At 53.7% G+C, this 22,031-nt stretch carries 28 protein-coding genes; 17 read left to right on the top strand and 11 right to left on the bottom strand.

All coding sequences use genetic code 11. The features are described from left to right. Positions 1-89: 89 nt before the first annotated feature. From ABKW30_RS15320 to ABKW30_RS15300, 5 genes are all read left to right on the top strand, one after another. Entirely contained in the window at positions 90-530 is a 441-nt protein-coding gene (locus ABKW30_RS15320; protein ID WP_348599764.1) for a nuclear transport factor 2 family protein, read from the top strand. 115 nt (positions 531-645) lie between these two features. Then, complete coding sequence (locus ABKW30_RS15315) at positions 646-1,212, top strand: TetR/AcrR family transcriptional regulator (protein ID WP_348599763.1); 567 nt, start codon at positions 646-648, stop codon at positions 1,210-1,212. Positions 1,213-1,291: 79 nt separating this feature from the next. Next, the gene (locus tag ABKW30_RS15310; RefSeq protein ID WP_348599762.1) at positions 1,292-2,332 is read left to right on the top strand and encodes an SDR family oxidoreductase; all 1,041 of its coding nucleotides are present in this window, start codon (positions 1,292-1,294) and stop codon (positions 2,330-2,332) included. A 75-nt stretch (positions 2,333-2,407) separates the two neighbouring features. After that, on the top strand, positions 2,408-3,229 hold the full coding sequence (locus tag ABKW30_RS15305; protein ID WP_348599761.1) for an oxidoreductase: 822 nt from the start codon (positions 2,408-2,410) through the stop codon (positions 3,227-3,229). Positions 3,230-3,414: 185 nt separating this feature from the next. Next, complete coding sequence (locus ABKW30_RS15300; RefSeq protein WP_348599759.1) at positions 3,415-4,287, top strand: type 1 glutamine amidotransferase domain-containing protein; 873 nt, start codon at positions 3,415-3,417, stop codon at positions 4,285-4,287. A gap of 118 nt (positions 4,288-4,405) precedes the next feature. On the opposite strand, the gene ABKW30_RS15295 is transcribed toward ABKW30_RS15300, so the two are convergent. Beyond that, complete coding sequence (locus tag ABKW30_RS15295) at positions 4,406-4,786, bottom strand: tautomerase family protein (protein ID WP_348599758.1); 381 nt, start codon at positions 4,784-4,786, stop codon at positions 4,406-4,408. A 92-nt stretch (positions 4,787-4,878) separates the two neighbouring features. Between ABKW30_RS15295 and ABKW30_RS15290 the strand changes: the two genes are divergently transcribed. Beyond that, positions 4,879-5,361: a MarR family transcriptional regulator gene (locus ABKW30_RS15290; RefSeq protein ID WP_348599757.1), complete on the top strand. Its 483-nt coding sequence runs from the start codon at positions 4,879-4,881 to the stop codon at positions 5,359-5,361. A 127-nt stretch (positions 5,362-5,488) separates the two neighbouring features. Here ABKW30_RS15290 and ABKW30_RS15285 read toward each other — a convergent pair whose 3' ends face one another. Then, a complete protein-coding gene (locus ABKW30_RS15285) occupies positions 5,489-5,590 on the bottom strand; it encodes a hypothetical protein (protein WP_348599826.1) in 102 nt (33 codons plus the stop codon). 640 nt (positions 5,591-6,230) lie between these two features. Between ABKW30_RS15285 and ABKW30_RS15280 the strand changes: the two genes are divergently transcribed. From ABKW30_RS15280 to ABKW30_RS15270, 3 genes are read left to right on the top strand one after another with little or no spacing between them, the layout of a single operon-like run. Further along, positions 6,231-6,422 (top strand): hypothetical protein, encoded by a 192-nt coding sequence (locus tag ABKW30_RS15280; RefSeq protein ID WP_348599756.1) that lies wholly within the window; start codon positions 6,231-6,233, stop codon positions 6,420-6,422. 5 nt (positions 6,423-6,427) lie between these two features. Beyond that, the gene (locus ABKW30_RS15275; RefSeq protein WP_348599755.1) at positions 6,428-6,610 is read left to right on the top strand and encodes a hypothetical protein; all 183 of its coding nucleotides are present in this window, start codon (positions 6,428-6,430) and stop codon (positions 6,608-6,610) included. A gap of 48 nt (positions 6,611-6,658) precedes the next feature. Beyond that, positions 6,659-6,850 (top strand): hypothetical protein, encoded by a 192-nt coding sequence (locus ABKW30_RS15270; RefSeq protein ID WP_348599754.1) that lies wholly within the window; start codon positions 6,659-6,661, stop codon positions 6,848-6,850. A gap of 207 nt (positions 6,851-7,057) precedes the next feature. On the opposite strand, the gene ABKW30_RS15265 is transcribed toward ABKW30_RS15270, so the two are convergent. Then, complete coding sequence (locus tag ABKW30_RS15265; protein WP_348599753.1) at positions 7,058-7,309, bottom strand: DUF982 domain-containing protein; 252 nt, start codon at positions 7,307-7,309, stop codon at positions 7,058-7,060. Positions 7,310-7,545: 236 nt separating this feature from the next. On the opposite strand from ABKW30_RS15265, the gene ABKW30_RS15260 reads away from it, so the two are divergent. Continuing rightward, positions 7,546-8,958, top strand: coding sequence for a DUF6880 family protein (locus ABKW30_RS15260; RefSeq protein ID WP_348599752.1), 1,413 nt, complete (start codon positions 7,546-7,548; stop codon positions 8,956-8,958). A gap of 62 nt (positions 8,959-9,020) precedes the next feature. On the opposite strand, the gene rsgA is transcribed toward ABKW30_RS15260, so the two are convergent. Beyond that, positions 9,021-10,034 (bottom strand): ribosome small subunit-dependent GTPase A, encoded by a 1,014-nt coding sequence (gene rsgA, locus ABKW30_RS15255; RefSeq protein WP_348599751.1) that lies wholly within the window; start codon positions 10,032-10,034, stop codon positions 9,021-9,023. A 227-nt stretch (positions 10,035-10,261) separates the two neighbouring features. Here rsgA and ABKW30_RS15250 point away from each other — a divergent pair, with 227 nt between their 5' ends. Further along, positions 10,262-10,453, top strand: a complete 192-nt coding sequence (locus ABKW30_RS15250) for a hypothetical protein (protein WP_348599750.1) — start codon at positions 10,262-10,264, stop codon at positions 10,451-10,453. A 68-nt stretch (positions 10,454-10,521) separates the two neighbouring features. Here the strand turns inward: ABKW30_RS15250 and ABKW30_RS15245 are convergent, their stop codons facing one another. Beyond that, positions 10,522-10,857, bottom strand: coding sequence for a hypothetical protein (locus tag ABKW30_RS15245; RefSeq protein WP_348599749.1), 336 nt, complete (start codon positions 10,855-10,857; stop codon positions 10,522-10,524). 127 nt (positions 10,858-10,984) lie between these two features. Here ABKW30_RS15245 and ABKW30_RS15240 point away from each other — a divergent pair, with 127 nt between their 5' ends. From ABKW30_RS15240 to ABKW30_RS15220, 5 genes are all read left to right on the top strand, one after another. Then, complete coding sequence (locus ABKW30_RS15240; RefSeq protein ID WP_348599748.1) at positions 10,985-11,239, top strand: hypothetical protein; 255 nt, start codon at positions 10,985-10,987, stop codon at positions 11,237-11,239. A gap of 111 nt (positions 11,240-11,350) precedes the next feature. Further along, positions 11,351-11,737, top strand: a complete 387-nt coding sequence (locus ABKW30_RS15235; protein WP_348599747.1) for an ester cyclase — start codon at positions 11,351-11,353, stop codon at positions 11,735-11,737. A gap of 123 nt (positions 11,738-11,860) precedes the next feature. Then, positions 11,861-12,142, top strand: coding sequence for a hypothetical protein (locus ABKW30_RS15230; protein WP_348599746.1), 282 nt, complete (start codon positions 11,861-11,863; stop codon positions 12,140-12,142). Positions 12,143-12,372: 230 nt separating this feature from the next. After that, positions 12,373-13,362, top strand: coding sequence for a tripartite tricarboxylate transporter substrate binding protein (locus ABKW30_RS15225; RefSeq protein WP_348599745.1), 990 nt, complete (start codon positions 12,373-12,375; stop codon positions 13,360-13,362). 887 nt (positions 13,363-14,249) lie between these two features. After that, positions 14,250-14,765, top strand: coding sequence for a hypothetical protein (locus tag ABKW30_RS15220; RefSeq protein WP_348599744.1), 516 nt, complete (start codon positions 14,250-14,252; stop codon positions 14,763-14,765). A 45-nt stretch (positions 14,766-14,810) separates the two neighbouring features. Here the strand turns inward: ABKW30_RS15220 and ABKW30_RS15215 are convergent, their stop codons facing one another. Both ABKW30_RS15215 and ABKW30_RS15210 read right to left on the bottom strand, forming a co-directional pair. After that, positions 14,811-15,023 carry a hypothetical protein gene (locus tag ABKW30_RS15215; protein WP_348599743.1) on the bottom strand — a complete coding sequence of 71 codons (213 nt, stop codon included), beginning with the start codon at positions 15,021-15,023 and terminating at the stop codon, positions 14,811-14,813. A 37-nt stretch (positions 15,024-15,060) separates the two neighbouring features. Further along, on the bottom strand, positions 15,061-15,309 hold the full coding sequence (locus ABKW30_RS15210) for a DUF2171 domain-containing protein (protein WP_348599742.1): 249 nt from the start codon (positions 15,307-15,309) through the stop codon (positions 15,061-15,063). A 132-nt stretch (positions 15,310-15,441) separates the two neighbouring features. Here ABKW30_RS15210 and ABKW30_RS15205 point away from each other — a divergent pair, with 132 nt between their 5' ends. Next, the gene (locus ABKW30_RS15205) at positions 15,442-16,956 is read left to right on the top strand and encodes an NAD(P)H-hydrate dehydratase (protein ID WP_348599741.1); all 1,515 of its coding nucleotides are present in this window, start codon (positions 15,442-15,444) and stop codon (positions 16,954-16,956) included. A gap of 243 nt (positions 16,957-17,199) precedes the next feature. Here ABKW30_RS15205 and ABKW30_RS15200 read toward each other — a convergent pair whose 3' ends face one another. From ABKW30_RS15200 to ABKW30_RS15185, 4 genes are read right to left on the bottom strand one after another with little or no spacing between them, the layout of a single operon-like run. Further along, complete coding sequence (locus ABKW30_RS15200; RefSeq protein WP_348599740.1) at positions 17,200-18,159, bottom strand: spore coat protein U domain-containing protein; 960 nt, start codon at positions 18,157-18,159, stop codon at positions 17,200-17,202. After that, on the bottom strand, positions 18,156-20,585 hold the full coding sequence (locus ABKW30_RS15195) for a fimbria/pilus outer membrane usher protein (RefSeq protein ID WP_348599739.1): 2,430 nt from the start codon (positions 20,583-20,585) through the stop codon (positions 18,156-18,158). Before ABKW30_RS15195 ends, ABKW30_RS15200 begins: the two co-directional genes overlap by 4 nt. Next, positions 20,557-21,282 (bottom strand): molecular chaperone, encoded by a 726-nt coding sequence (locus ABKW30_RS15190; RefSeq protein WP_348599738.1) that lies wholly within the window; start codon positions 21,280-21,282, stop codon positions 20,557-20,559. Before ABKW30_RS15190 ends, ABKW30_RS15195 begins: the two co-directional genes overlap by 29 nt. A gap of 17 nt (positions 21,283-21,299) precedes the next feature. Further along, positions 21,300-21,806: a spore coat U domain-containing protein gene (locus tag ABKW30_RS15185; RefSeq protein WP_348599737.1), complete on the bottom strand. Its 507-nt coding sequence runs from the start codon at positions 21,804-21,806 to the stop codon at positions 21,300-21,302. Between the last annotated feature and the right edge of the window lie 225 nt (positions 21,807-22,031).

Below are 22,031 nucleotides of genomic sequence, written 5' to 3'. Positions count from 1 at the left end.
CGGCGCGCGTCGCTACCCTCCGGTTCGCCGGGCCGCGGCCGAAGGGGCCGTGGGCCGGCGGACACTCCCCAATAAGAGGATGAAAGCCAATGTCGACGAGCCGCGAACTGCTCATCGCCTTCTTCGACTGCCTCGGTGATCTCGACAACTCGATCGACCGCTGCGTCGATCTGTTCGCCGAAGATGGTGTCTTCGAATTCCCGTACTTCTCGGTCCTCGGCATGCCGACCCGCTTCCAGGGCAAGACCGAGCTTCGTCAGGTCCTCGGCATTATCAACGCCCACTTCTCCGCCTTCACCCTTTCGGAGATCGAGGTCCACGAGGTGAAGGAAGGAGACGCCTTGTTCGTCCGCTATCACTCGGACGGCTTCATCGATCGCTCCGAGCGAGTCTATGCCCAAGACTATGTCAGCCAGCTCATTGCCGTGGACGGCAAAATCAAGGTCCTGCGGGAGTACCTCAACGTCATCAACACGGCGCGAATGCTCTTCCCGAACGGCTTGGCGGACGTCCCTGCGGCCGCCGGATAGGCTTCATTCGAAGTTGTCGGCTGGCCAAACGTGATGATTCGAGATCCGACGTGAACGGCAGCCGGTTGACGATGCGCGAGCAATCAGTCATCTAATACGAAAATGGATGACGAATGTGGCCCGACCAAGAAGTGAAGAAAAGCGTGAGGCGATATTAACGGCGGCGACCGAATTGATCGCCACGCATGGCCTTGGAGCAGCAACAGCAGAAATTGCCAAGCGGGCCCATGTCCCTCATGGGTCCGTCTTTACTTATTTTGGCACGAAGGCCGAACTCCTCAATACACTGTATGTCGAGCTTAAAACCGAGTTGATCGAGGCGCTCTGGGACCAGATGCCGGACAGCGACGACATGAGGACTCGGCTTGCTCACCTATGGACGAATTGGACGAATTGGGGAGTCGCCAACCCCGCAAAGCGCCGTGTTTTGGCGCAATTGGGCGTTTCGGATCAAATCACCGATCAAAGTCGGGAAGCCGCCTTTGCCGTCGCCAGTGAGGTCGTGAAGCTCGTCCGCGGCGTGGGCATCCATGGGGCTCTCCGAGAGGCGCCGCCGGCCTATATCGGGGCTTTAGCAGAGACGATGGCGGGAACGACGATGGACTTCATGAGCCGCGATCCGGCGAATGCGGAAACGATCCGCGAAGCCGGCTTTGCGGGGTTATGGCGTGCAATTAGCTGACCGGCTATTTGCATTGTGAATGAGTGTCTACTCACGCATTAATTAAACGCATTCGGTGAAATCACAAACGGAGAACGAGATGGCAGACAGCAACGATAAGCAGTCGCACGATGCGAACGGCGCGGATCAAGCGCGGCGGACGCTGATCAAGGGAGGACTTCTGGGCGGGTTGGTCGCCGGAGCAGCCATAATGGCGGAAAGCCCCGCTTCAGCGGCGGAAGAGGCGCAAAATCAAGGTAGCAGCCTGGTTGATCCGCGCGACCATTTCCGGGCTGACCTCAAGTTTCCGGAGCAAGCCTGGCCGGGGCTCCAGCGCAACATGGTCGATCCCAAGCCAGACTGTGGCGAGACCAGCTATCGCGGCCGCAACCGTCTGGTCGGCAGAAAGGCGCTGATTACCGGTGGCGATTCCGGCATCGGTCGTGCGGTTGCGATCGCGTTTGCGAAGGAAGGTGCCGATGTCGTCATCGCGCATCTACCGGTCGAACAACCAGATGCCGACGATGTCCTGGAGGTCATTCGGGGAGTTGGTCGTAAAGGCGTCAGTGTCGCCGGTGATCTGCAGTCCATGGAGTTCTGCAACGAGCTGGTAAGCCGCGCCGCCAGCGAACTTGGCGGGCTGGACATCCTCGTGAACAACGCCGGCTACTCGCGGCGACAGACATCCATTACCGAGCATACCGCCGAGCAATGGGATCAAACGATCAAGACCAACCTCTATGCGCCGTTCTGGTTGTCAAAAGCGGCAACGGGGATCATGCCTCCCGGCTCGTCGATCATCAATACGGCGTCGGTTGCTGCCGTCCAGGCGGAAGGGTTCTTTCTGGATTATTGCGCGAGTAAGGCCGGCATCGCTCATTTCACAAGGGCGCTCGCCAAGCAACTTGGACCAAGAGGCATTCGCGTCAATGCAGTGGCGCCCGGTTCGTTTTTCACGCCCTTGCTCGGCTACACGGGCGGAGACGATTCCAAAATCGCTGCGATGAATAAGGGGACGCCCCTGGGCCGCGTCGGCCAGCCAGTCGAAATTGCGCCGCTCTACGTCACTTTGGCGTCCGTTGCGGGTCTTTATACGACAGGCAGCATCTGGTCCGCCAATGGTGGAACCGCTCAGTTTTAACACGAGAAGTCGCGGCGGCACGAAGGTGCTAGCGCGACCTCAAAACAGACAAATAATAGCATGGAAAGACCAAATATGGAAAATCAAGACAAGCCCGTTGCCCTGATCACCGGAGCATCCTCTGGCATGGGCAAAGATTTCGCTCTGCGTCTCATTGCTGAGGGTTATGCGGTCTATGGCGGCGCTCGTCGGATCGAACGAATGCAGGAGATTGAGGCGGCTGGCGGCAAGGTGATCGCCCTTGATGTTACGGACGACACATCCATGGTCGCCGCTGTAGAGGAGGTCATCCGCGAGCGGGGACGTATCGACGTCCTAATCAACAACGCCGGCTACGGACAGTTCGGCGCCCTAGAAGATGTGCCGCTGGCGGAAGGCCGTCGGCAAATCGAGACCAATTTGCTTGGCCCTGCGCGCCTCACGCAACTTTGCCTGCCTCATATGCGGAAGCGTAAGTTTGGCAAGATTTTCAACATAACCTCAATCGGCGGCAAGCTCGCGACCCCGCTGGGCGGGTGGTATCACGCCTCGAAATACGCGCTCGAAGGCTATTCAGATTCGCTGCGTAACGAGGTCCGACGCTTCGGCATCGATGTTGTGGTGATTGAGCCGGGTGGAATCGAGACCGAGTGGTCCGGCATCGCGTGCGACGAAGCCGAACGCTATTCAGGCCAGGGGCCATACGGCGACTATGTCGCCAAGTTCCGGAGTGGGCAGAAGCGGCTCGGTACGAATCCACCGCCCAGTGTGATCAGCGATTTGATCGTCAAGGCCCTCAAAGCAAAGCGGCCGGCCGCCAGATACCACGGCGGCAGACTCGCAGGTCCGCTCCTCTTTCTGCGGCGTGTTCTTTCGGATCGCATGCTCGACAAGGTGATCATGTCCGCCTTTCGCTGACGTGCGCGGCTAATGGTGCTGTCGACCTTCGGGATGGCGTAAATTGCAGTTTCTTTGACATTTATGCCATCCGCTTCCGTGCCTATTGTGACCATGGATAAAGGGATTGCCGCCAACCACGGCAGTCTCCTCATGCCCTTCGGTTCTGAAATCAGGCCGTTGTTCCAGTCACAAGGAATCGGATCATGAAACGCATCAAAAGCATTGTTAAAGCAATCGGGCTCGTCGTCGCTCTCGCCATCACCTATGGAGCGCCCGCCGAAGCACAGACGTCGAAGGGCAAAGTGCTGGTCGTCATGTCTGGCGGGCATCTCCTCACGCTCAAAGATGGAAAGCCCTATGCCACCGGCTACTATCTGAACGAAGTCGCCGTTCCCCTACAGGCACTGATCAATGCGGGATATACGCCTGTGTTTGCAAATCCCAACGGTGACACGCCGTCTATGGATGCCAGCTCGAACGTGGACAAGTTCTTTGGCGGCGATTCCGCCAAGCGATTTGCTGCGCTTCGATTGATCGACAGCCTTCCTGGGCTTCGTCAGCCGTTGAAGCTGTCAGAGGTCGTCGGCAAGACGAAGGAGTACGCGGCGATCTTCGTCCCGGGTGGGCATGCGCCTATGATCGACCTGGTCAGCAACAAGGATCTCGGCGCCATCTTGCGCGATTTCCACGAGACAGGGCGGCCGACTGCGTTGATCTGCCACGGCCCGATGGCGCTGATATCGACGCTCCCCGATGCCGCCCGCTTCGACCAGGCGCTTAACTCGGGGGATATGGCCGCTCTTCCTCAGCTCGCGCATGACTTCCCGTACGCCGGCTATCGTGTAGCGATCTTCTCGAAGGCCGAGGAGCAGGAGATCGAAGCACCTCAGCTTGGCGGGCCTGCACCATACTATAACGACGAGGCGATGACTGCCGCCGGCGCGAACGTGCAGAACGCGGAACCGTGGCATCCCAACGTTGTGCAGGACCGTGAGTTGATCACTGGCCAACAGCCATTTTCGGACAGCGCCTTTGCCGATGCCCTTTTGGCAAAGCTAGCGGCGCGTGGCGAGTAGTTGACTCGAAGGCCGCGAGTGCAGGCGGCGGATAAAACCGCCGTCCGCCTTCAACAGCAGGTATGGACCTCGAAGGAAATTGCCGCGGGCGCCCAAACGATGGGAGGCCTCAACCGTCTCAGGTTGCGTACTGCGCGATGCCGTTGCCGAAGGACCAGTTTTCTCGCTTCACCTCGATGATGTTAACGAAGACGTCCTCAGCCCGTATGCCCAGAGATTTCACCAGCCCTTCGGCAATGTCCTTGTAGAGCGTCTTCTTTTGCTCGGTCGTTCGCCCCTCGTTCCAAGTAATCTGAATGATTACAAGATTGTCGGTGCGCTCAATCCCAAGATAGGTTGCATCGAAAGCAAAATTTCCGGCCTCGTGCTCGGCTATGATCTGGAAACGATCCTTTTCCGGCACCCCAACTCCGACCATCGCCTCGTAAACGACACGGCCGATTTCCTGCCGATAGGCGACGTCCTTTCCCTTCTGCATGTCAATGCGGACTAGAGGCATATCCGTTCTCCAAAACTGATTATCTGCATATGCTTGTTTTGAGACGAAATCAGCATATGCAGATAACTCGTGTCAAGCGAGGGGCGTGAGTAATGGGCACTGTCAAAAATCGGGAGGAAATGGTGGGCGAGGTCCGTTGCAGTTGCACGGCGCTGCGTAAAGCGACCCGCCGCATCTCACAGCTCTATGATGCTGCATTGGCTCCGAGCGGACTCAAGGCAACGCAGCGCGCTATCCTGGCTCAGATCGCGCGTTCAGGGTATGTCACCGTCGGAGCATTAGCCGATGCGCTGGTCCTGGATTCTGGGGCGCTCGCACATACTCTGAAGCCTCTGGAACGTGACGGGTTCGTTGCCGTTACCGTCGACCCCAACGATCGTCGGAGCCGACTGATCAGCCTTTCCCTGAGCGGACGCGACAAGCTCGCGGAAACAGATGCGCTCTGGGCGAGCGCGCAGAGTGGCTTCGAGACTGCGCTCGGTCAGGCAAAATCCGATGAGTTGCGCCACGCGATGGCATTTCTCGTATCGGACGAATTCTTGATCGCGTTTGAGAAATCAATCGCCCTCGCATGAACAGAACAATCCGATAATCAATATCAGGTTTGCGAAACGACTCCGCCATTTCCACGCCGCTGCACTTATCTCTTGTACGATGAGATCCGACCCCTTGCTTTCCACAATCCGGTCCTGCCATCTCCGGTTAGGCCGCTTTCAGAACTGCCGCTCGGTAACGTCCGTAGGCGACTTTTTCGAGCAACCCTTCTTCGCACATGCGGGCAAGATAGCAGCGATGAACACCGATATCGGTAAGGTCCTTGGTCTTGACCTCTCCCTTCTCCCGGGCGAGGGCGAGAGCGCGTTCGCGAAGGGTCGGCGCTGGACCGCCGGCGAGCCGGACACGTTCAGCCCGATCACGGTCGCGCTTGCGCTTTCGGGGGCCGACCTTTGTCGTAGTAGTAGGGTGGAGGGAAATCGACGATTCGTAGTTCGCGGTTTCATTCAGCTCGGGGAGCCAGTTTTCTGGCCTAGTGAATTCTAATCACTCGATATTTCCAGTCATCAGCCTACTCCCCCTCAAAGAGCCGCTGCGGAAGATAGCGAACCACTATACTCCATTGACTCCCTATATCTATTAGCAGACAGTCAATTATCGTCAGGCATTTGTGGCCACTGACGCTTGAGAGTGCTTTGAGCTTTCGCCTAGCGGAGCTCTTTATGTCTTTTAGACAATATTCACATGACCATACTGATGATCGAGAGACTGTAAGCTGCTCACGAGATCATGCGCCTTTGCAAAAGTTGCGGGCGCTCCAGTGACAATGGCACTTGAAGCGGTAGAGCCAGAGATTGATAGGGGCCACAGCAATCGAGCGTCGACGAACGTGTATGCTTCATAAGCCTATAGTCACAGCCACTGTTAATTAATTTGAGGAGAATATTTCATGAAGCATGTTCCAATTGCAAAAGGGGTTGCCCGCCGGAAAAGCGGCATCAGTCGACTATTGGTTACCAGCACCAACTTGGCAGCCGATCACAGTCTTGAGCCTGCGCTATCGACCGACTGGACAAAATTGTCGAATATACTGAAGCGTTCGGGCGGCGGTTTTTCGCACACCCGCAAGCCAGCAGGTTGATCGATATGGCGGCGCAGCACATAAAAGAGATTGATGAGGCAATAAAAGAACTTATCGCTTCTCGCCGGCTCGAAATTCTCCAGATAGCCCAAAATGGCGCAAATCCCGGCCCCTTAAAAAGTCTGATGGAAATTCAAGGCGCTATTAATTCACTGCTGCAGGCCAAAGAACACGAGAAATCTCTTTAGCTCCTCGTGGGTATCTTGTGCCCGCTCATTCATTGCGGAGGAAAAAATATGACCGAAAACAAATCAGCAGCCAGTTGGAAGAATCGAGGACCGGGCAAAGTCGGAGAGACCTATACGGTGGATCATCTTATGGAAGCGTTCAACCTCAACAAGGATGACGCGGAACAATTGATCATCAAATACAATAGTGACTGCGAAAGGATCAATGATTCCGTAAATGCAAGAAAGGTTCGAAGGTAACAGATCGATCCACGCACTGTAGGATATATACTTCAGTCTTTACGACAAGAGATCCAGCTCCATTATAAAGCATGTCAGTAAAGGAGCTGCTTATGCCGCTCTCAAATGACAATGGCGAAAACTGGCATGGCTATTATCGGCTATAGACGCAATAGCTTTGGCTTTCATGCTATCATTTTATTTTGCAAGAATGTGCGCGAAGGAAGCCTAATGGCCCTCCTTAACGTAGATATCCGCCTCAATGGCAGCTTCTACAAAGATCAGCCGTGCTGCGTCAACGGAGGCAATTCCAGATTGGGCTTCGTAACACAGGACACGTGCTTCCATATATAAAGACGCTTTCTTTCTTGGCCAACCCGATAGGAGAAAAGCAGCAGCATCACTTATCGACGTAATGGTCTCCTTCCTACCGAAATTATTGCTCTCTACAACAACCGGTTGAAACGTAAGATGGTTCATATTGTCCCCCGACAATTTCGCGAGCCACAAGGTTTGAGACCCGCGTAATTTTAACTAATAATTAATTATTATATCCTTGCCCGTGACTTGAGAGTGACGAGAGAACCGTTGCCTCTCGGCAGGAAATGTGGGCCATTCCTGTCAATTAAAGGAATCTGATTGGAACACTGAAACTATTCGCCCTAATAGCAGCAGGCGAGTACAAGTTCGCGATGCGAATGGAAATAGGAACAGCAGTGGCATCGAAGACGACATTAAATGCTAAAAACCTCGAGGCACTGGGTACGGAAAGACTTGCCGCGTTGCTTATTGAAATAAGCACGGGCAGCGCTACCAGCAAACGGCGCCTGCGCATTGAACTGGCGGGTCTGCAAAGCAATGACGAGGTAATCCGGGAAGTCACCAAGAGGCTGGCTGCCATCGACAGATCACGCTCGAAAATAGGATGGCGGCAGGTTAGAACCTTAAAGAAGGACCTCGAGACGCAGTGGAGGACTATAACGGAAATAATCGCCCCCAACGACCCAAACGAAGCACTGGAGGTCATGTGGCGTTTTATGGATATTGCCGGTTCCGTTCTCGCGCGCACCAACGACACAAACGGAACGCTTCTGTCTGTTTTCAGCTCGGCATGCACCGATTTCGGGGCAATTGCGCTCAAGGCAACTCCTGACCCAACAGTGCTCGCCAAGCGGGCCTTTAGCGCCCTTCACAACAATGAGTATGGTCAATATGACGGCCTGATCGCCGCCCTCGCCGCGCCATTGCAACAACAAGGTATGGATCAGCTGAAAGCATTGCTGATTGCCAATTTGAAAACGCTGAAGATTGCGTTTGCCGACAATAGCCGTCGAGTGTCATATGCTGATGGCCTCGAACAACGTAAGCAGGAATCAGAGATTCGAAAGTTCCTCCGGCAGATTGCAGATGCGCAAGGCGACGTTGACGCCTTCATTGAAACACACGATGACGATGGAAGCAGACCTCTTATCGCTGTGGAGATCGCAAGCCGGCTTCTGGCAACAGGCCGATCCCGTGAGGCATTGGATTCACTGAAACGGGCGAGCCAAGCGACTTCGGAACCAATGCCTTACGAATGGCAAGCCATCTATGCCGATACGCTGGAAAAGCTCGACCGCAAAGATGAGGCCCAATCATTGCGGTGGCAGTGGTTCGAACAGAGCTTTCATGAAGAACATCTTCGCGCTTTTCTCAAGCGTTTGCCGGATTTCGACGATATGGAAGCCGAAGAGAAAGCCCTGTCACATGTTGCCGCTTATCCCGATGCCCATCAGGCGCTGCGCTTTCTTTTGACGTGGCCCCATCTGGAAAAAGCCGCGCGGCTCGTAATTTCCAGAGAGACAGACCTGAGTGGTGACGACTATGAACTTCTGAGCCTCGCCGCCGACACGCTCCGGAACAGTTTTCCAGTTGCGGCAACCATCGCCCTCCGGAAGATGATCGACTTTACGCTAGGCTGGAGCCGAGCAGCCCGATACAGGCATGCAGCGCGTCAATTGAACGAGCTTGAAACAATATCGGCGAACATTACCGACTATGGTTCAATCGAAACTCATCACGCGTACGCAGCAAAACTGAAAACCCGGTATCAAACCAAAAGCAAATTCTGGAAAATGCGGAGACCTTGACAATCATTCCTGTGTGAAATGACTGATTTGTATAGGGAGACCTTTCACAAGTTTCCAATATGTCATCGATTTTTGCGGTTCGGTTTTGCGCTCCCGCCCCTTGACTGGCTCGGGCCAGGAGTGTTTGCAGAATTCTCCAACTGAAGTTTTCGCCAGCGTGTCAGGCGTTCAGGATCGATTGTGCCTGCACTTACCGCCGCCTGTACCGCGCAACCAGGTTCATGAGAATGAGTACAGTTTCGGAACCTGCAAAGAGGGGCAAGCTCCGTGATTTCGGCAAAGAGCATATCGATGCCATGGCTCACATCACTGACATTGAGCGTGCGGATTCCCGGCGTATCAATTACCCAACCACCACCCTCAATGGAATGCAAAGACCGCGAAGTGGTGGTGTGACGACCTTTCCCATCGTGTTCGCGTATGTCACCTGTCTGTTGGGGTGAACCGCCACCGATCAATGCATTTACAAGCGTTGATTTGCCAACACCGGAGGAGCCCACCAATGCTACTGTCTGCCCCGGTCCGCACCATTTAACTAAAGCAGCTACACAGTCCGAAGAGCGCGCGTCGAGTACAACAACAGGCAGTTCACGTTGCAGCAAAGCTGCTTGTTGCTCATATTTTCGGGCATCTGCCACTGTATCGGCTTTTGTGAGGATTATAACCGGATCAGCCCCGGATTCATTGGCCATAGCCAAGTATCGTTCAAGGCGGGCCGAATTGAAATCAGCATTGCATGAGGTAACGATAAAGAGTGTATCGACGTTGGCAGCAGCGAGTTGATTGGCCCCGCTCTCTCCTCTTTGACGTGAGATCAACGTTCTTCGGACCAGCAGGCGTTGTACCGATTGATCTTCCGGATGAACCAGCACCCAGTCTCCCACCGCAAACTCCGCAGTGTTGGCTTGAGCCGAAAGCACAAGGTTGACCGACCCGGCAGGCGATATTGCAACCAAACGCGCGCGATGAACTTTGGAGATACGCATGGGAACTGATGCGATATCGTGCGGTTCCAACTGGCTTTGGAAGAAGTCCGACCATCCCAGATTTTCCAGTGCGGCTGTTTGGTCGATCACGTTTCTGCCCGGCGGGATCGCGTGGCGTACATTGATGGCACCTTTCAAAAACGACTTTAGTCAGTATTGCCGGAAAGCACGATAATCATTGCTCGCACCAAAGGGGATTGCAACAATTTGCGATGCAATAGCGTCAGGATAAGTTATTCAAACATCGCAAGAAAGAAGCTTGAGCATGATATGCTGGGTACTTCAAACGTCATGCGACGAAAAGGTGTCAGCCGCACATGTCCAGTCAATTATCATCGCTCGAAAATGCAACCAAATATCTCACGCCTGCGGACAGGGATCAGTTCTTTAAAATCAAACGTGAAATGGAAAAATCCGGTGCATCGAAGAAAAGCATCGAGGAACGTTTGCACGCGTTCATGTGGGAGGTATTTGAATCTGATGATGAGGATGAAGAGGCGGAGGACTAGGTTCGTCAAATTCTCGTGGTTGAAGGCGGCCGCCAGGTGCCGCCTTCTATTGTATGCACCGATGAGGACTAGAGACGGAACAGCGCGCGCGGATACCAATATCCATCATGGTGGCGTCGATAGCCACGGCGCTGCTCGCGATAACCACGATGGCCATTCCAGTAGCCACGACGGTCACGTCGGCTCTCATATCGATGTTCGCGGCGATCACGACGATCCCAGCGTTTGCGTCTGTCGTCGCGACGATCCCAACGCCTGTGGTCACGATGTTGCACCTGTTCAACTTGCGATACTGACGGCGAAGTCTGCACGGTTGTCGGCGTGGCGTTTGCAGTGCCAATGGAGGTTAAACCCATAAATACGGCCAATAGTCCTGCAGTGATTGTAGATATGATTGTTTTCATGATTTCTCCTATCAAGCTGATAAGACGCGATCCGCGGCTTTGTTCCATAACCAATAATCACTTCTTGCTTTGCAGGCCATGGGCTATCAGGCTATCAACCGAAAAGATTGATTTGGGAGGAATGCGAATGTCAGAAACAGAAACGAAAAAAGGCCCTGCTACCTGGCGTATCATCACAGCTGGCATATTGGACTTCATCACAGCGTTTTTCGTGCTGGGCTTTATAGTTGCGACAGTTCTTGGAGGGCGCACAGACACCGGCTTCAAACTTGAAGGCTTGCCTGCACTGGTGTTTTTCGTACTGATCGTTGCTTATTTTATCGTCTTCAATCGCTATCTGGGTGGAACGATCTGGAAGCGCATCCTCCGCGCGCAGCGTTGAGCTTGGCGATTTGGCGCCTTTCGGCTGTTTGGTTGGTTTAAGGGAGCGTTGCCGGACTTCAGGCGTTTTCTCTTCAGGTTAACGTCGTACAAGTCAAAAGGAGCAATAGCTGTGAGTGATCCAAAACTCTCCGACATCTATAGAAACTACATAGCCTGCTTGAATAGTCAGGACTGGCCGAACTTGGGCCAGTTCGTTGACAAGAACGCCATTCATAATGGCCATCCGTTCGGACTGGTCGGATATCGCGAAATGCTCGAAAGAGACTTTGAACAAATTCCCGACATCTATTTCAGCATCCAAATGCTGGTAGCGGACACATCCCACGTTGCGAGCCGGTTAGCCTTTGATTGTACACCCAAGGGCACATTCCTTGGTCTACCGGTAAACGGATTGAAGATCGCGTTTACGGAGAATGTCTTTTACGAATTCCGCAATGGACGAATTGTGGAAGTTTGGTCCGTCATCGATAAGGCAGCTATCGAGGCCCAGCTTTAGACAGCCGAGTGATCGACCATGCATCCCAACGAGCGACCGTCGCCAGGACATTACAATCCTCATGGACATAGTTTGAAACCGATATAAAATCGCGTTGTCACCAGCTCCGTTCTGAGAGAGCCAATGCCGTTTGGATCACGCAAAGAGACGCAGTTCACTCCGCACGAATGGAACATCATGGACCGTGCCCATGAAACGGCCTCCAATATTCTCGGGCGTGATCGTCGGTTACATCCCAATGCAAGCAGGCTTGCCAGAATCGTCATGACACTCTTTGCGCAAGGCTTGCGCGATCCGGACGAAATCGCCACTCTTGCCGCTGACCGTGAGCTTGGAAATGAGCTGACAGCAGGCGGAATAAGCCAAGGGCTTGAGGGTCTTACCGAAGATTCAGATTTTGAATAGTAACGTTTAAACCCGCTCTGATAGCATCAATCCAATATCCACCCGCAAACGGCCGGCGAGCAAGGGCGGTATTTGACGTCGGCAAATCTCTCTTGGAAGAGGAGGCCATCCGCACCCGGGAAATGCGACAGGCCACCAGATAGCGATTTGCAGCTTAAACATGCTTCCGTCAGGCGGCCTCGCATGCTTTACTGCGATCAGCACCTAAGCGACATCAGGGAGGAAAACGAATGTCACTATCTGCGATCACCCGGCGTGCAAGCCTCGCACTCGGCCTTTCACTTCTGGCGGCCTCTGCCCTTGGAGGGGCTGCACAGGCACAGACTTTCCCCGAACGGCCAGTGACATTGGTTATTCCTTTCGCAGCCGGTGGCTCAACCGACGTGGTGGGCCGCGTGATTGCCAACAAGATGTCTGACATTCTCGGGCAGCAGATCGTGGTTCAGAATGTTGGCGGCGCAGGCGGCAGTCTCGGTACGGGAAATGTCGTGCGTGCCGATCCGGACGGATACACGATCCTTATGGGCACCGTTGCAACGCATGCGCTCAACCCGCTTATCCTCAAGACCAAACCTTACGATGCTGAGAAAGACTTCGCGCCAATTTCACTGCTTGTCATTGTACCGAATGTTTTGGTGGTCAATCCGGAATTGCCCGTCAAAAACGTCAAGGAACTGGTCGATCTTTTGAAGGCAAATCCGGACAAGTACAGCTATGCTTCGTCGGGTAACGGAACCCCACTGCATCTTTCCGGCGAATTGTTTAAAGCGATGGCTGGCGTGTCGCTGCAGCATATCCCGTACAAGGGTGCAGGCCCGGCACTCAACGATGTTGTGGGTAATCAGGTGCCGATCATGTTCGACAACCTCCCCTCCTCATCGTCCCATATGAAGGGCGGTACACTGCGTGCATTGGGTGTTACAACCAAAGAGCGTGCGCCTTCATTCCCCGATGTGCCGACGATCGCCGAAACCATTCCTGGTTATGAAACCTATACCTGGAACGCCCTGTTCGCTCCTGCTGGAACACCGCCGGAAATTATCGCAACCTTGAACAAGGCAGCCAATGAGGCAATGAAGGATCCTGTCGTTATTGGAAGGATGGAAGAGTTCAGTGCCGATATCGTTGGCTCTACGCCGGAAGAACTGGGCGCGCACGTAAAGGCGGAGATCGCCAAATGGACACCGGTCGTCAAAGACGCCAACGTCCAGATGGATTAATAATCCGGGATAACGGGTGGAGACGCCCGTTATCTCTTTTCTCGGAGAAGTGCGGAAATAGCCACCAAATCCGCTTGCATACCTCTCAGGGGCAGCTGTGATCCTCTCAGCCAGCCTTCCAATATGCATTCAATATACCCAAGAAGACTTTAGAATTAATTTTGAAATATTTATGGTTCTCACTACAACGATCAAATCTGTCCAATAAGACATTCAAAGGTCGATTTTTTCAAACAGCCCGATTATCGTCAAAAAACTTCGTTAGTTTGTATTTTTTGCATACGGGACTGTTTAATGAAACATCAGTGTATAGTAACTGCCGTTCTTATCGGCTTGTTTTGCCTTTTAGGCGCTGTAGCACTTTTTTCCAAAGAAGATGTCTCGGTAATTCAGCCCCAAGCTGAAACGCTCTCTCCTCAAGTACCGCCATCGCAATAATAGTTGGAGCAGTGTCTCAACCTGAAACTCATCGCCATTACGGCTCACACCGAAGTATACAGCAACGCTGCCTGTGAGTTTTCCGTCAGTCTTGGCCATGGTGCTGTTTAACATTGACCACAGTTCCTAGCTTGATGCTGTCCTGGCCACTGAAATAACGTGAGATTGCGATTTCAATTGCTACTGAAATCTGTCACAAGCCACTTGCCCGAAAGGGCAACAGGGTGCGACTGCTATCAAATTCAGGATAGGGTCGGGCGGGCTGATTGACGTCTCTCCTGCCGCCGCGAAGCAACGTGGCCGCCTTTGTTATTTCCTTCCGCGATTGTCGGTCGGCGTCTCCCCGCATTACAAAACATTAATCCACCGATCATCTCCCGTTCATTTTGGCAACGCTACCGTCTGTCCACGGGGCGGATAAGCCGCTCACGCTACAGGAGAGAAAAACAATGAAACGAATTCTCGCTCTCGCTCTGTCCGGAACATTCCTGACGGTTTTTGCTCTTGGCGGCGCTTTCGCCCAGACACAGACGCCGGAACAGACACCAGCAGTCAAGGAAGCAACCAAAACTCCCGGCCATGAGCACAAAAGAGGTGCACGGCTCGATACCAATGATGATGGCGCGCTGGATCAGGCAGAGTTCACCAATATTGACCGCCTGAAGGAGGCCGATACTGATAAGGACGGCACCCTCTCCAAGCAGGAAATCGAAGCCATGGTGACGAAGCGCATCGTCGAGCGGCAGGCTGAACGCATGACCAAGCGTCTAGACGTTGATGGCGATGGTGTCGTCACTCTTGCAGAGGTCGAGAAGCAAAAGGCCAAGCGTTTTGCTCTTATGGACCGCAATGATGACGGGAAAATCGACAAGAGCGAAATGCGTCACGGCCGCAAAGGTCAGCATGGCCATAAGAAGCACCATGGACCAAGGCACCATGGCGAAAAGATGCCTTCAAAAACCTGATCGTTAAACAAGGAAACGGCCGTTCAATGAACGGCCGTTTTGCTATCAGACATGTTGAGGTGGCTCACGCACCTCGTCCGGATTGGGCAAAGGCACCTCATCTGGCAATTGGTCCGGCGCTGGCGGTTCCTCTACAGGTATCTCGCCGGGCATCGGATTTGGAAGCGGCGGCGTTTCATCCGGTCGTGGAACCGGTGCGGGATCAACGGGCCGGTTTGTATCCGGGCCCGGATCGGGAATTTGTGGTGGATCGCCCAAAGCAATTCTCCTTTTCAAGAGTTTGCGTTCATAGATGCTATCTCGGGTCGGAAGGCTCTTCTTCGAACATCACGGCTACATCCGAATTTGCTGAAAGACGTACCTTGTCGCCCTCAATTTCCGCGACAAGCGCGGTTGAGATATAGTGGTGATGTCCTTTATGGGAGCCCTCGCCGCTGTCCTTTTTGGTCAGTTTGATACGGCCGCCTTCTACACGGTCCACTGTACCGACGTGAACGCCATCGGCGCCGATTACTTCCATGTGTTCTTTGATACCGGTTGTCATAATCTACCTCCTGGGGGTGACAGCTTATTAACGCGCGAAACCCGCTTTGGATGCATCATGCCCGCAAAGGCTTTCACCAAGCGGATTTAGCGACTAGGCTCTGGCAGAAACTGCAGGAAAACGCGCGCAATAATGACAAACGAAATTTTGACTCCAGCGGAAATGGGCCAGGCCGATCAGGCGACCATCAAGGCAGGTGTGCATAACGGTTATCGGCTCATGCGGAACGCCGGTGGTGCCATCACCCGTCATCTATTGCGCCATCATGGGGATGCAACAGAATTTCATATCCTCTGCGGTCCGGGCAATAATGGCGGCGACGGTTATGTCGTAGCCGATATCCTCAAGTCGAGCGGTGCCTCCGTAAGCCTGTGGGAAAGTAGCAGACCAACGCCCGGAACTGATGCTGCGTTAGCCGCAAAGGATTGCCCCGTCGAAGTGCAAGACATTGCCGGTTTTAAGCCCACCCCGGGAAGTGTCATTGTCGATGCGCTTTTCGGCGCTGGACTCAATCGTGAAGTGATGGGCAATGTTGCAGCCGCAATCAGACTGGCGAACGCATCTGACTGCAGCCGCATTGCAATTGACGTTCCGACAGGAGTCGACGGCCTGACAGGCCAAGTCCTTGGCACAGCTTTTCACGCTCACACGACAATAACGTTCTTCCGCAAAAAGCCTGCCCATCTGCTATATCCCGGAAGGACATTGTGCGGAAACCTTATTGTTGCCGAGATCGGGATCGGCGATGATGTTCTGAATTCCATTCAGCCCCAATGTTTTGAAAACACACCTGCTCTTTGGCAATCGCAACTTCCGGAAACCGCAGAGAACACGCACAAATATGCGCGCGGCCACGTTGTTGCATTTTCCGGTGGTGCAACTTCTACCGGTGCAGCTAGAATGTCCGCGCTGGCAGCAGCCCGCAGCGGAGCCGGTGCAGTCACCATACTTTCCCCTGAGGAAGCACTGGCCGCCAACGCAGCGCACCTCACCTCGATCATGCTACACAAATGCGAGAACCGGCACGATCTCGCCTCGTTCACGGAAACCCGCAAAGTCGCGGCATTCGTGCTCGGACCTGCCTTTGGGATTGGCGACAAAGCCCGGGAATTCGCTTTGACACTTCTCAGCGAAACGCATGCCGGACTGGTGTTCGATGCAGATGTGATCACCTCCTTCAAGGATGACCGCGAAACGCTTTTCGATATGACAGCAAAATCTGGTGACATAAGACTGGTGCTGACGCCGCATGAGGGCGAATTCAAACGCCTCTTCCCCGAACTAAGTGAAACCAATACGCCTTCAAAGGTCGAGCGGGCTCGTACAGCGGCAAAGTTCGCTCACGCTATCGTCATCTATAAAGGCGCTGATACTGTTATCGCATCGCCGGACGGGCGCGCCGCGATCAACGCCAACGGTACTCCGTTTTTGGCAACGGCAGGTTCCGGTGACGTGCTTGCAGGTCTCACTGCAGGCTTGATGTCACAAGGCATGCCTGCCTTCGAGGCGGCTTGTGCTGCCGTTTATGTGCATGGCGCCGCCGCCCATGAACTCGGCTTCGGGCTTATCGCCGAAGAGTTGCCCGCGACTGCCGGTAAAATTATCGGTCTGTTGTTCGCAAACAAGGCACTTTCTGATTTCCATTAACCCTGTCTTTACCTTGATCGTCCACCTTGGTCTCAAGCGCGAATTGTACTGCGTACGCGCTCAGTTTTTTAGTGAACGTCATTATTCTGTCGCAATGAGAGGGTAGTGATTACACGTAGCGAATAGCTTATTTCCATTTTTGACCACGGATGTACTGGCACTGATGTTGAGGTAAGTTTAGGAAGGTCGGGTAGCTCCCGGCCTTTTGCTTTTCAGGAACCTTCCCAGCTTAGGGTCTGGACCCTAGTAAGTCACAGTAATGACCACCGTATCGGTATAGAGGCCCGGTGAAGGGGTGTTCTGTGGTGGAACTGTTCCGTAGACGGGAATATTTCGCGCCAAACCATCGCCTGTACCGGCAACAGTATTTGTCGGAATGGTATCACCCCAGGGCAAGAGCCGGTCCACGTCGCGATAAAGACCATAGGTTACATATTCCGATCCCGTTCCTTTTCGCATACGCCGCGCCGTTGGTGCCGTACCGTTCTGCCCATTTCCGAGAGAAACCGAATAGGGCGTCGTCGGTGAACATGTAACACTCACCCCGCCTGTCGTATTGACGTTGGAACTCAGTATGCCATGCGAGCCGAAGTTCACATTGGTGGAGGAAACAAGACAGTCCTTGGCGACATTCAGGCTGGCGGTGAAATTCGTGGTCGCGGATGTTCCTGCCGAACTCACACAGCCATTGCTGTCATTATAGCGATAGCGGAATGTTGTTTGCGCGCCGGAGAAAACCGAAGTGTAGGAGCCCAGCGGCGCCGTTGTCTGGTTTGGAAGGATTTGACCATAGATCGTTGTGACTGTGGTTCCCGTTCCCAGCAATGCCGGGATATCGACAAGAATGGCAGGCGGCCTTGCGGCAAAGGCCCAATTATACGAGCCCCAGACAACCTGACGTGCTGAATCCTGATAAAGCTGAAACTGGAGAGCCGTTGGCCCTAGCATCGTACGGGCACCCGATGGAGCAGTACCACCTGTTCCAGCATTCAGATTAGGGCAAACCAGAACCTGACGAAACAATCCGAGCAGTGCTGTGCAGGTTGATGTGAGGGTTGCCGTGGCATTGATCGCACCACCCGGCAAAGGCGAGCCTGAGAAAGACATGGCTGTCGTCGTGAACGTACAGGACTGTGCCAATGCGGCAGCCGGCATCGACCAAAGACCGAGGGCAAACATCAATCTCAAAATGAAAATCTTCATTGGCACACCACGTTCTTTATTTTGACCTGCGTTCCCCGCGCAGGCTGATAGGCAAAACTTGCAGCGCAGGTGCTGCCATCCGCCAGTTCAATGGTCACGATGTTTTGCGCACCGAGCCCGGAAATGTATGCCTCGCCATCATAACCGACAACGAACTCCTCGCCCGTCTCGCCTGCCCTGCCGCTCAATCCGGCATCCAAAGGCCTGCCGCTGGCATCGACCAGACTGACAAGCGCCGATGCGGTCGTCTGCGCTACTTTGAAATCCACAACAACACCGCTGCGATCAGTGGGTATCACGATATCGCGGGTGGAGCCGATACTGGCATCCACAGGAAGATTTGCAGGATCGATAGCAAGTGTGTTGGGTTCGTAGGACCTCAGGTCAGGCACCAATATACGTCCGCTTCTATTTGTGCGCCCTACCGGCCGGTTTTCATAGCTCACGTCGACATCCGGTGCCCCGGCATCAACCACGGCAAAGGCATCATCGATCCTGTTGGTAGCAAATACGCCGCCACCGGCGACTGCAATAGCGCCTTCGATCTGGGCTGTGGCGCGAACATTGTCGTCATACTGCTGTACGCTCCCTTCAACGCGGGCATTGCGTCCGCGATAGCTTGCGGATGCAGAGCGGTCCGGCGTTTCACCCTCTCTGGTGCGCAGTCGCCAGCCATAGCTACCCTCTTCCCGCCGTTCCGATTTGGCGATTTCGGCAAAGCCGGATGGTCTGTCATTCGTCTGTTCATATCCGGTTGAAACAGAAATATTGTTGTCAAATGGGATGGTCAGTCCGGCAAAAATACCAAAACTGTCGCTGTCCTCGAGATCAGTAAAGGCCGTGGCAAAGAATGAACTGTTCCTGAAAACCTGCTGATTGTAGGATGCGCTGACGATGGAACTCTTCTCACCGGAATCCAGTTTCTGATGGGTATATGAAAAGTTCATATTGCTGCCTTCGAACGGACCCGGCATGGAAACCGTCGCCTGCATCAATGATTTTGGTACCCGGGTACTGATCGCAGGCAATCCGGCAACGCCGTAAACGTAATTGAGCTGGTCGTCAGCAGTCACCGAAGCGATATCGTCATAGTTTCCAAAGGTCTGCTGAACCCGGCCATAGACCGTGTATCTATTCTTGTAAGTCATTTCGATTGAGCCGTTGAGCAGGAAACCGGCATCGCCATCATGACTGCTCCCGGCGGCAGCCAATGATGCGACGCCATAAGCGCCGAGCGGAAAAGCAACACCAAGCCCGCCATTGAGAAGCTCGGCTCCACCCTCAAAGTGTCCCTCAAGCGTCAGCCAATTGGTCAAGCCATAGCGCGCGGTGAGAACGCCCATCACGTCATCGTCGTAATCATTCGATTCCGTACCGAAATTGCGTCTGGCCACGCCCACATCGGCGGAAAAATCCCAAAGGCCTTTGCGCAGCAGTAAACTCGATGAATAGAATGGCACAGTTGTTCGCGTCTCGCGCCCCAATGTATCCCGCAACACGATCTGCGCTTCACCTTGCCCGGAAAAGACCGGAAAATTGGTGATCTCGAACGGACCGGAAGCCACATCGCCGCTATAGGTGCGAACGTTCTGCGTATAGACCTCCAGTGTCGATGGCACGGCGGCGGTTCCCGAAAGAACGGGGACAGGCAGCGTCACAAGATCAGAACGAAGGGCAAAGTTGCGCTGTACCTGCATTCCCCCCAGAAAAACCGGGCGCGTCCACGGCAATCCCCCGGAAATGAAATCACCGGCGCGATAGGTAATCAGCCGATCAGGGTCGGAGAAACTCCAGGTGGTGTTCAATCTGCGAACCCCTTCCAGATCGCCATCGGACAGATTGGCTGTAAATGACTGGTTCAGAGTGCCGTAGGGGCTGAAGAACCGCGCATCAAATCCGCCCGATACACCCTGAAAAGGCTTCACATTGCCCGACGACAAATCATCTGTGCTGGCAAAAATTGAGTAATTCAGCACAGCACCATACCCCGACTGAGGTTTGGGTCGTTCCCTATCCGGACGCGGATTTGCATCAATGATCCTGGCGGATCGCGCAGCATCTTCGGTATAAATATAGAGCCGCTGGGTTTCGGCCTCGATACGGTATTCAACGTTGGCCAGTCGATTGATGCGGATAGAGCCATCAGCATCCAGAGCACTATCCACAGGCTTGAGGCCAACTTCTTTCAATTCGTCAGGCTTGGCTGATAATTCTCCATCAGGCAGTTGACGAAAACCGCCAATCAATCCCGTTGGCTCATCATTTATATAGACTTCAAGATGAAGATCCTGCGCCTCTCCGTTTAAAGGTGCAGGTAGATCAACAGTGTCAATCTCAGGTTGTTGTGACCATCCAGTTGATACGATGCATAAAGTTATGCAGATAGCTCCAGCGAGTTTAACGGCCGCTGATCGCAACATCTGCATTGACAGGTCCGGAATCAGTTTGAGCCTTGAGTGCGACCCGGCCGGATGAGATTGATTTGCTGGCTCCAATTGGCCACTGCATGCTCGCCCCTCCAAGGACATAGCCAACGAGCCCTTCGCGCGTGCCTAGTACACGACCGCCTTGAGTGAGTTGCACTTCAGATAGCCTCAGTCGCGTATCGCCCACATTTCGGGCGGTCAGTTGCAACGAGCCTTTCCTGCTCGCAACGCCCCACGCAACCTTGGGCGGCGAAGCATCCTGTCCTCGAAAGAATACCGGGATTGAATAACGCACCACCAGAACGATGGTCCCCGCCTGCTTGCGCGATGGATCGGGCAGTTCATCGACGACCACCCGGTAGCTTTCTTCCGCAGCAATGGGTTTTTTCGTCACGCGGACAACACGGACCGCATAATCCTTGCCACCTGAAAGCTTTGTCGATGGCGGGCTGACCACAACATCATTTGTTGGCTCCAGCCGCTCTATGCCATTGGCTTGAGTCCAGCGGAAAACGCGTATCTGCACATTGATTGGACGTTTGGCCTCATTGGTCAGAGTTAGAACGCCTGCGCTTCCGGGCGCAACCATGTCCAGGCTGGTCGGGGAAACACGTAATGAAGCGGCATGAGTCATCGCTGAAAAAAGCAAACAGAAGCTCATGGCGCCAATGCATTTAAGCATGGCTCGCACTTTCATCTCCTTTTTCAAAAGGGTCAGTAGGTTACTTCGATCGCAACCGTGTCATTATAGGTGCCAACGGCCGGTGTTGTCTGGGCCGCCACTCGGCCGTAAACAGGTATAGCCTGACTGGCTCCGTCGCCTGTCCCCGAAACCAAATCCGCGGGAATGACATTGCCCCAATTCTGGAGATAGCCCGAGTCTTTAAAAAGGCTATAATCAACCGTCGCGCCCCCGGTGCCGGTCATCTTGCGCGTGGTTACTGTCGCTCCCGGCGATGTGCCTGGTCCCAGACCGACGGTATATGGCGTACCACTGGTGCATTGAACGGTGATGGTGCTGGTCGCATCAATATTGGCCACCAGAAGACCGTGAGGCCCAAAATTCAGCGTATCAGCTGATACGACACGGCACTCAGCCGTGATCTCAATCTGCACACCCAGATTGCCTGTGGCTACAACAGCGACAGCTGGAGCGCTTGATCCAAGCGCGACAAAAAGTGATGCCGCCACAACTTGGTTTACTCTAATGCCAGAACTCATTCATCCTCCTCACGATTGTACGCAACAAAAATACAACCTGTAGTTTCACGAATTGATCCGCTGGACCGCATTCCATCATTCTAGATTCTTATACCTTTAATTTTACTTAGCGAACAGCCGAAAATATCAATATTAGATATTAATGTTGTTTATCAGTGATTTATTTGCAAATGATAGTTTCAGAGTTTACAGATTATTTGAAAAAAATAGCATAAATTTTGATAT

The sequence above is a fragment of the Phyllobacterium sp. SB3 genome, assembly GCF_040009165.1.
GTDB lineage: Bacteria > Pseudomonadota > Alphaproteobacteria > Rhizobiales > Rhizobiaceae > Phyllobacterium.
This window is presented reverse-complemented; position numbering and strand designations above follow the sequence as displayed.

What these genes read in the sequence shown, in the direction of transcription:
- ABKW30_RS15320 (WP_348599764.1), top strand. Translation starts at nt 90, where the DNA reads ATGTCGACGAGCCGCGAACTGCTCATCGCCTTCTTCGACTGCCTCGGT.
- ABKW30_RS15245 (WP_348599749.1), bottom strand. Translation starts at nt 10,857, where the DNA reads ATGAAAACAATCATATCTACAATCACTGCAGGACTATTGGCCGTATTT.
- ABKW30_RS15200 (WP_348599740.1), bottom strand. Translation starts at nt 18,159, where the DNA reads ATGAAGATTTTCATTTTGAGATTGATGTTTGCCCTCGGTCTTTGGTCG.
- ABKW30_RS15225 (WP_348599745.1), top strand. Translation starts at nt 12,373, where the DNA reads ATGTCACTATCTGCGATCACCCGGCGTGCAAGCCTCGCACTCGGCCTT.
- ABKW30_RS15220 (WP_348599744.1), top strand. Translation starts at nt 14,250, where the DNA reads ATGAAACGAATTCTCGCTCTCGCTCTGTCCGGAACATTCCTGACGGTT.
- ABKW30_RS15305 (WP_348599761.1), top strand. Translation starts at nt 2,408, where the DNA reads ATGGAAAATCAAGACAAGCCCGTTGCCCTGATCACCGGAGCATCCTCT.
- ABKW30_RS15275 (WP_348599755.1), top strand. Translation starts at nt 6,428, where the DNA reads ATGGCGGCGCAGCACATAAAAGAGATTGATGAGGCAATAAAAGAACTT.
- ABKW30_RS15230 (WP_348599746.1), top strand. Translation starts at nt 11,861, where the DNA reads ATGCCGTTTGGATCACGCAAAGAGACGCAGTTCACTCCGCACGAATGG.
- ABKW30_RS15240 (WP_348599748.1), top strand. Translation starts at nt 10,985, where the DNA reads ATGTCAGAAACAGAAACGAAAAAAGGCCCTGCTACCTGGCGTATCATC.
- ABKW30_RS15295 (WP_348599758.1), bottom strand. Translation starts at nt 4,786, where the DNA reads ATGCCTCTAGTCCGCATTGACATGCAGAAGGGAAAGGACGTCGCCTAT.
- ABKW30_RS15265 (WP_348599753.1), bottom strand. Translation starts at nt 7,309, where the DNA reads ATGAACCATCTTACGTTTCAACCGGTTGTTGTAGAGAGCAATAATTTC.
- ABKW30_RS15185 (WP_348599737.1), bottom strand. Translation starts at nt 21,806, where the DNA reads ATGAGTTCTGGCATTAGAGTAAACCAAGTTGTGGCGGCATCACTTTTT.
- ABKW30_RS15195 (WP_348599739.1), bottom strand. Translation starts at nt 20,585, where the DNA reads ATGCAGATGTTGCGATCAGCGGCCGTTAAACTCGCTGGAGCTATCTGC.
- ABKW30_RS15280 (WP_348599756.1), top strand. Translation starts at nt 6,231, where the DNA reads ATGAAGCATGTTCCAATTGCAAAAGGGGTTGCCCGCCGGAAAAGCGGC.
- ABKW30_RS15270 (WP_348599754.1), top strand. Translation starts at nt 6,659, where the DNA reads ATGACCGAAAACAAATCAGCAGCCAGTTGGAAGAATCGAGGACCGGGC.
- ABKW30_RS15310 (WP_348599762.1), top strand. Translation starts at nt 1,292, where the DNA reads ATGGCAGACAGCAACGATAAGCAGTCGCACGATGCGAACGGCGCGGAT.
- ABKW30_RS15300 (WP_348599759.1), top strand. Translation starts at nt 3,415, where the DNA reads ATGAAACGCATCAAAAGCATTGTTAAAGCAATCGGGCTCGTCGTCGCT.
- ABKW30_RS15205 (WP_348599741.1), top strand. Translation starts at nt 15,442, where the DNA reads ATGACAAACGAAATTTTGACTCCAGCGGAAATGGGCCAGGCCGATCAG.
- ABKW30_RS15190 (WP_348599738.1), bottom strand. Translation starts at nt 21,282, where the DNA reads ATGAAAGTGCGAGCCATGCTTAAATGCATTGGCGCCATGAGCTTCTGT.
- ABKW30_RS15250 (WP_348599750.1), top strand. Translation starts at nt 10,262, where the DNA reads ATGTCCAGTCAATTATCATCGCTCGAAAATGCAACCAAATATCTCACG.
- ABKW30_RS15210 (WP_348599742.1), bottom strand. Translation starts at nt 15,309, where the DNA reads ATGACAACCGGTATCAAAGAACACATGGAAGTAATCGGCGCCGATGGC.
- ABKW30_RS15290 (WP_348599757.1), top strand. Translation starts at nt 4,879, where the DNA reads ATGGGCACTGTCAAAAATCGGGAGGAAATGGTGGGCGAGGTCCGTTGC.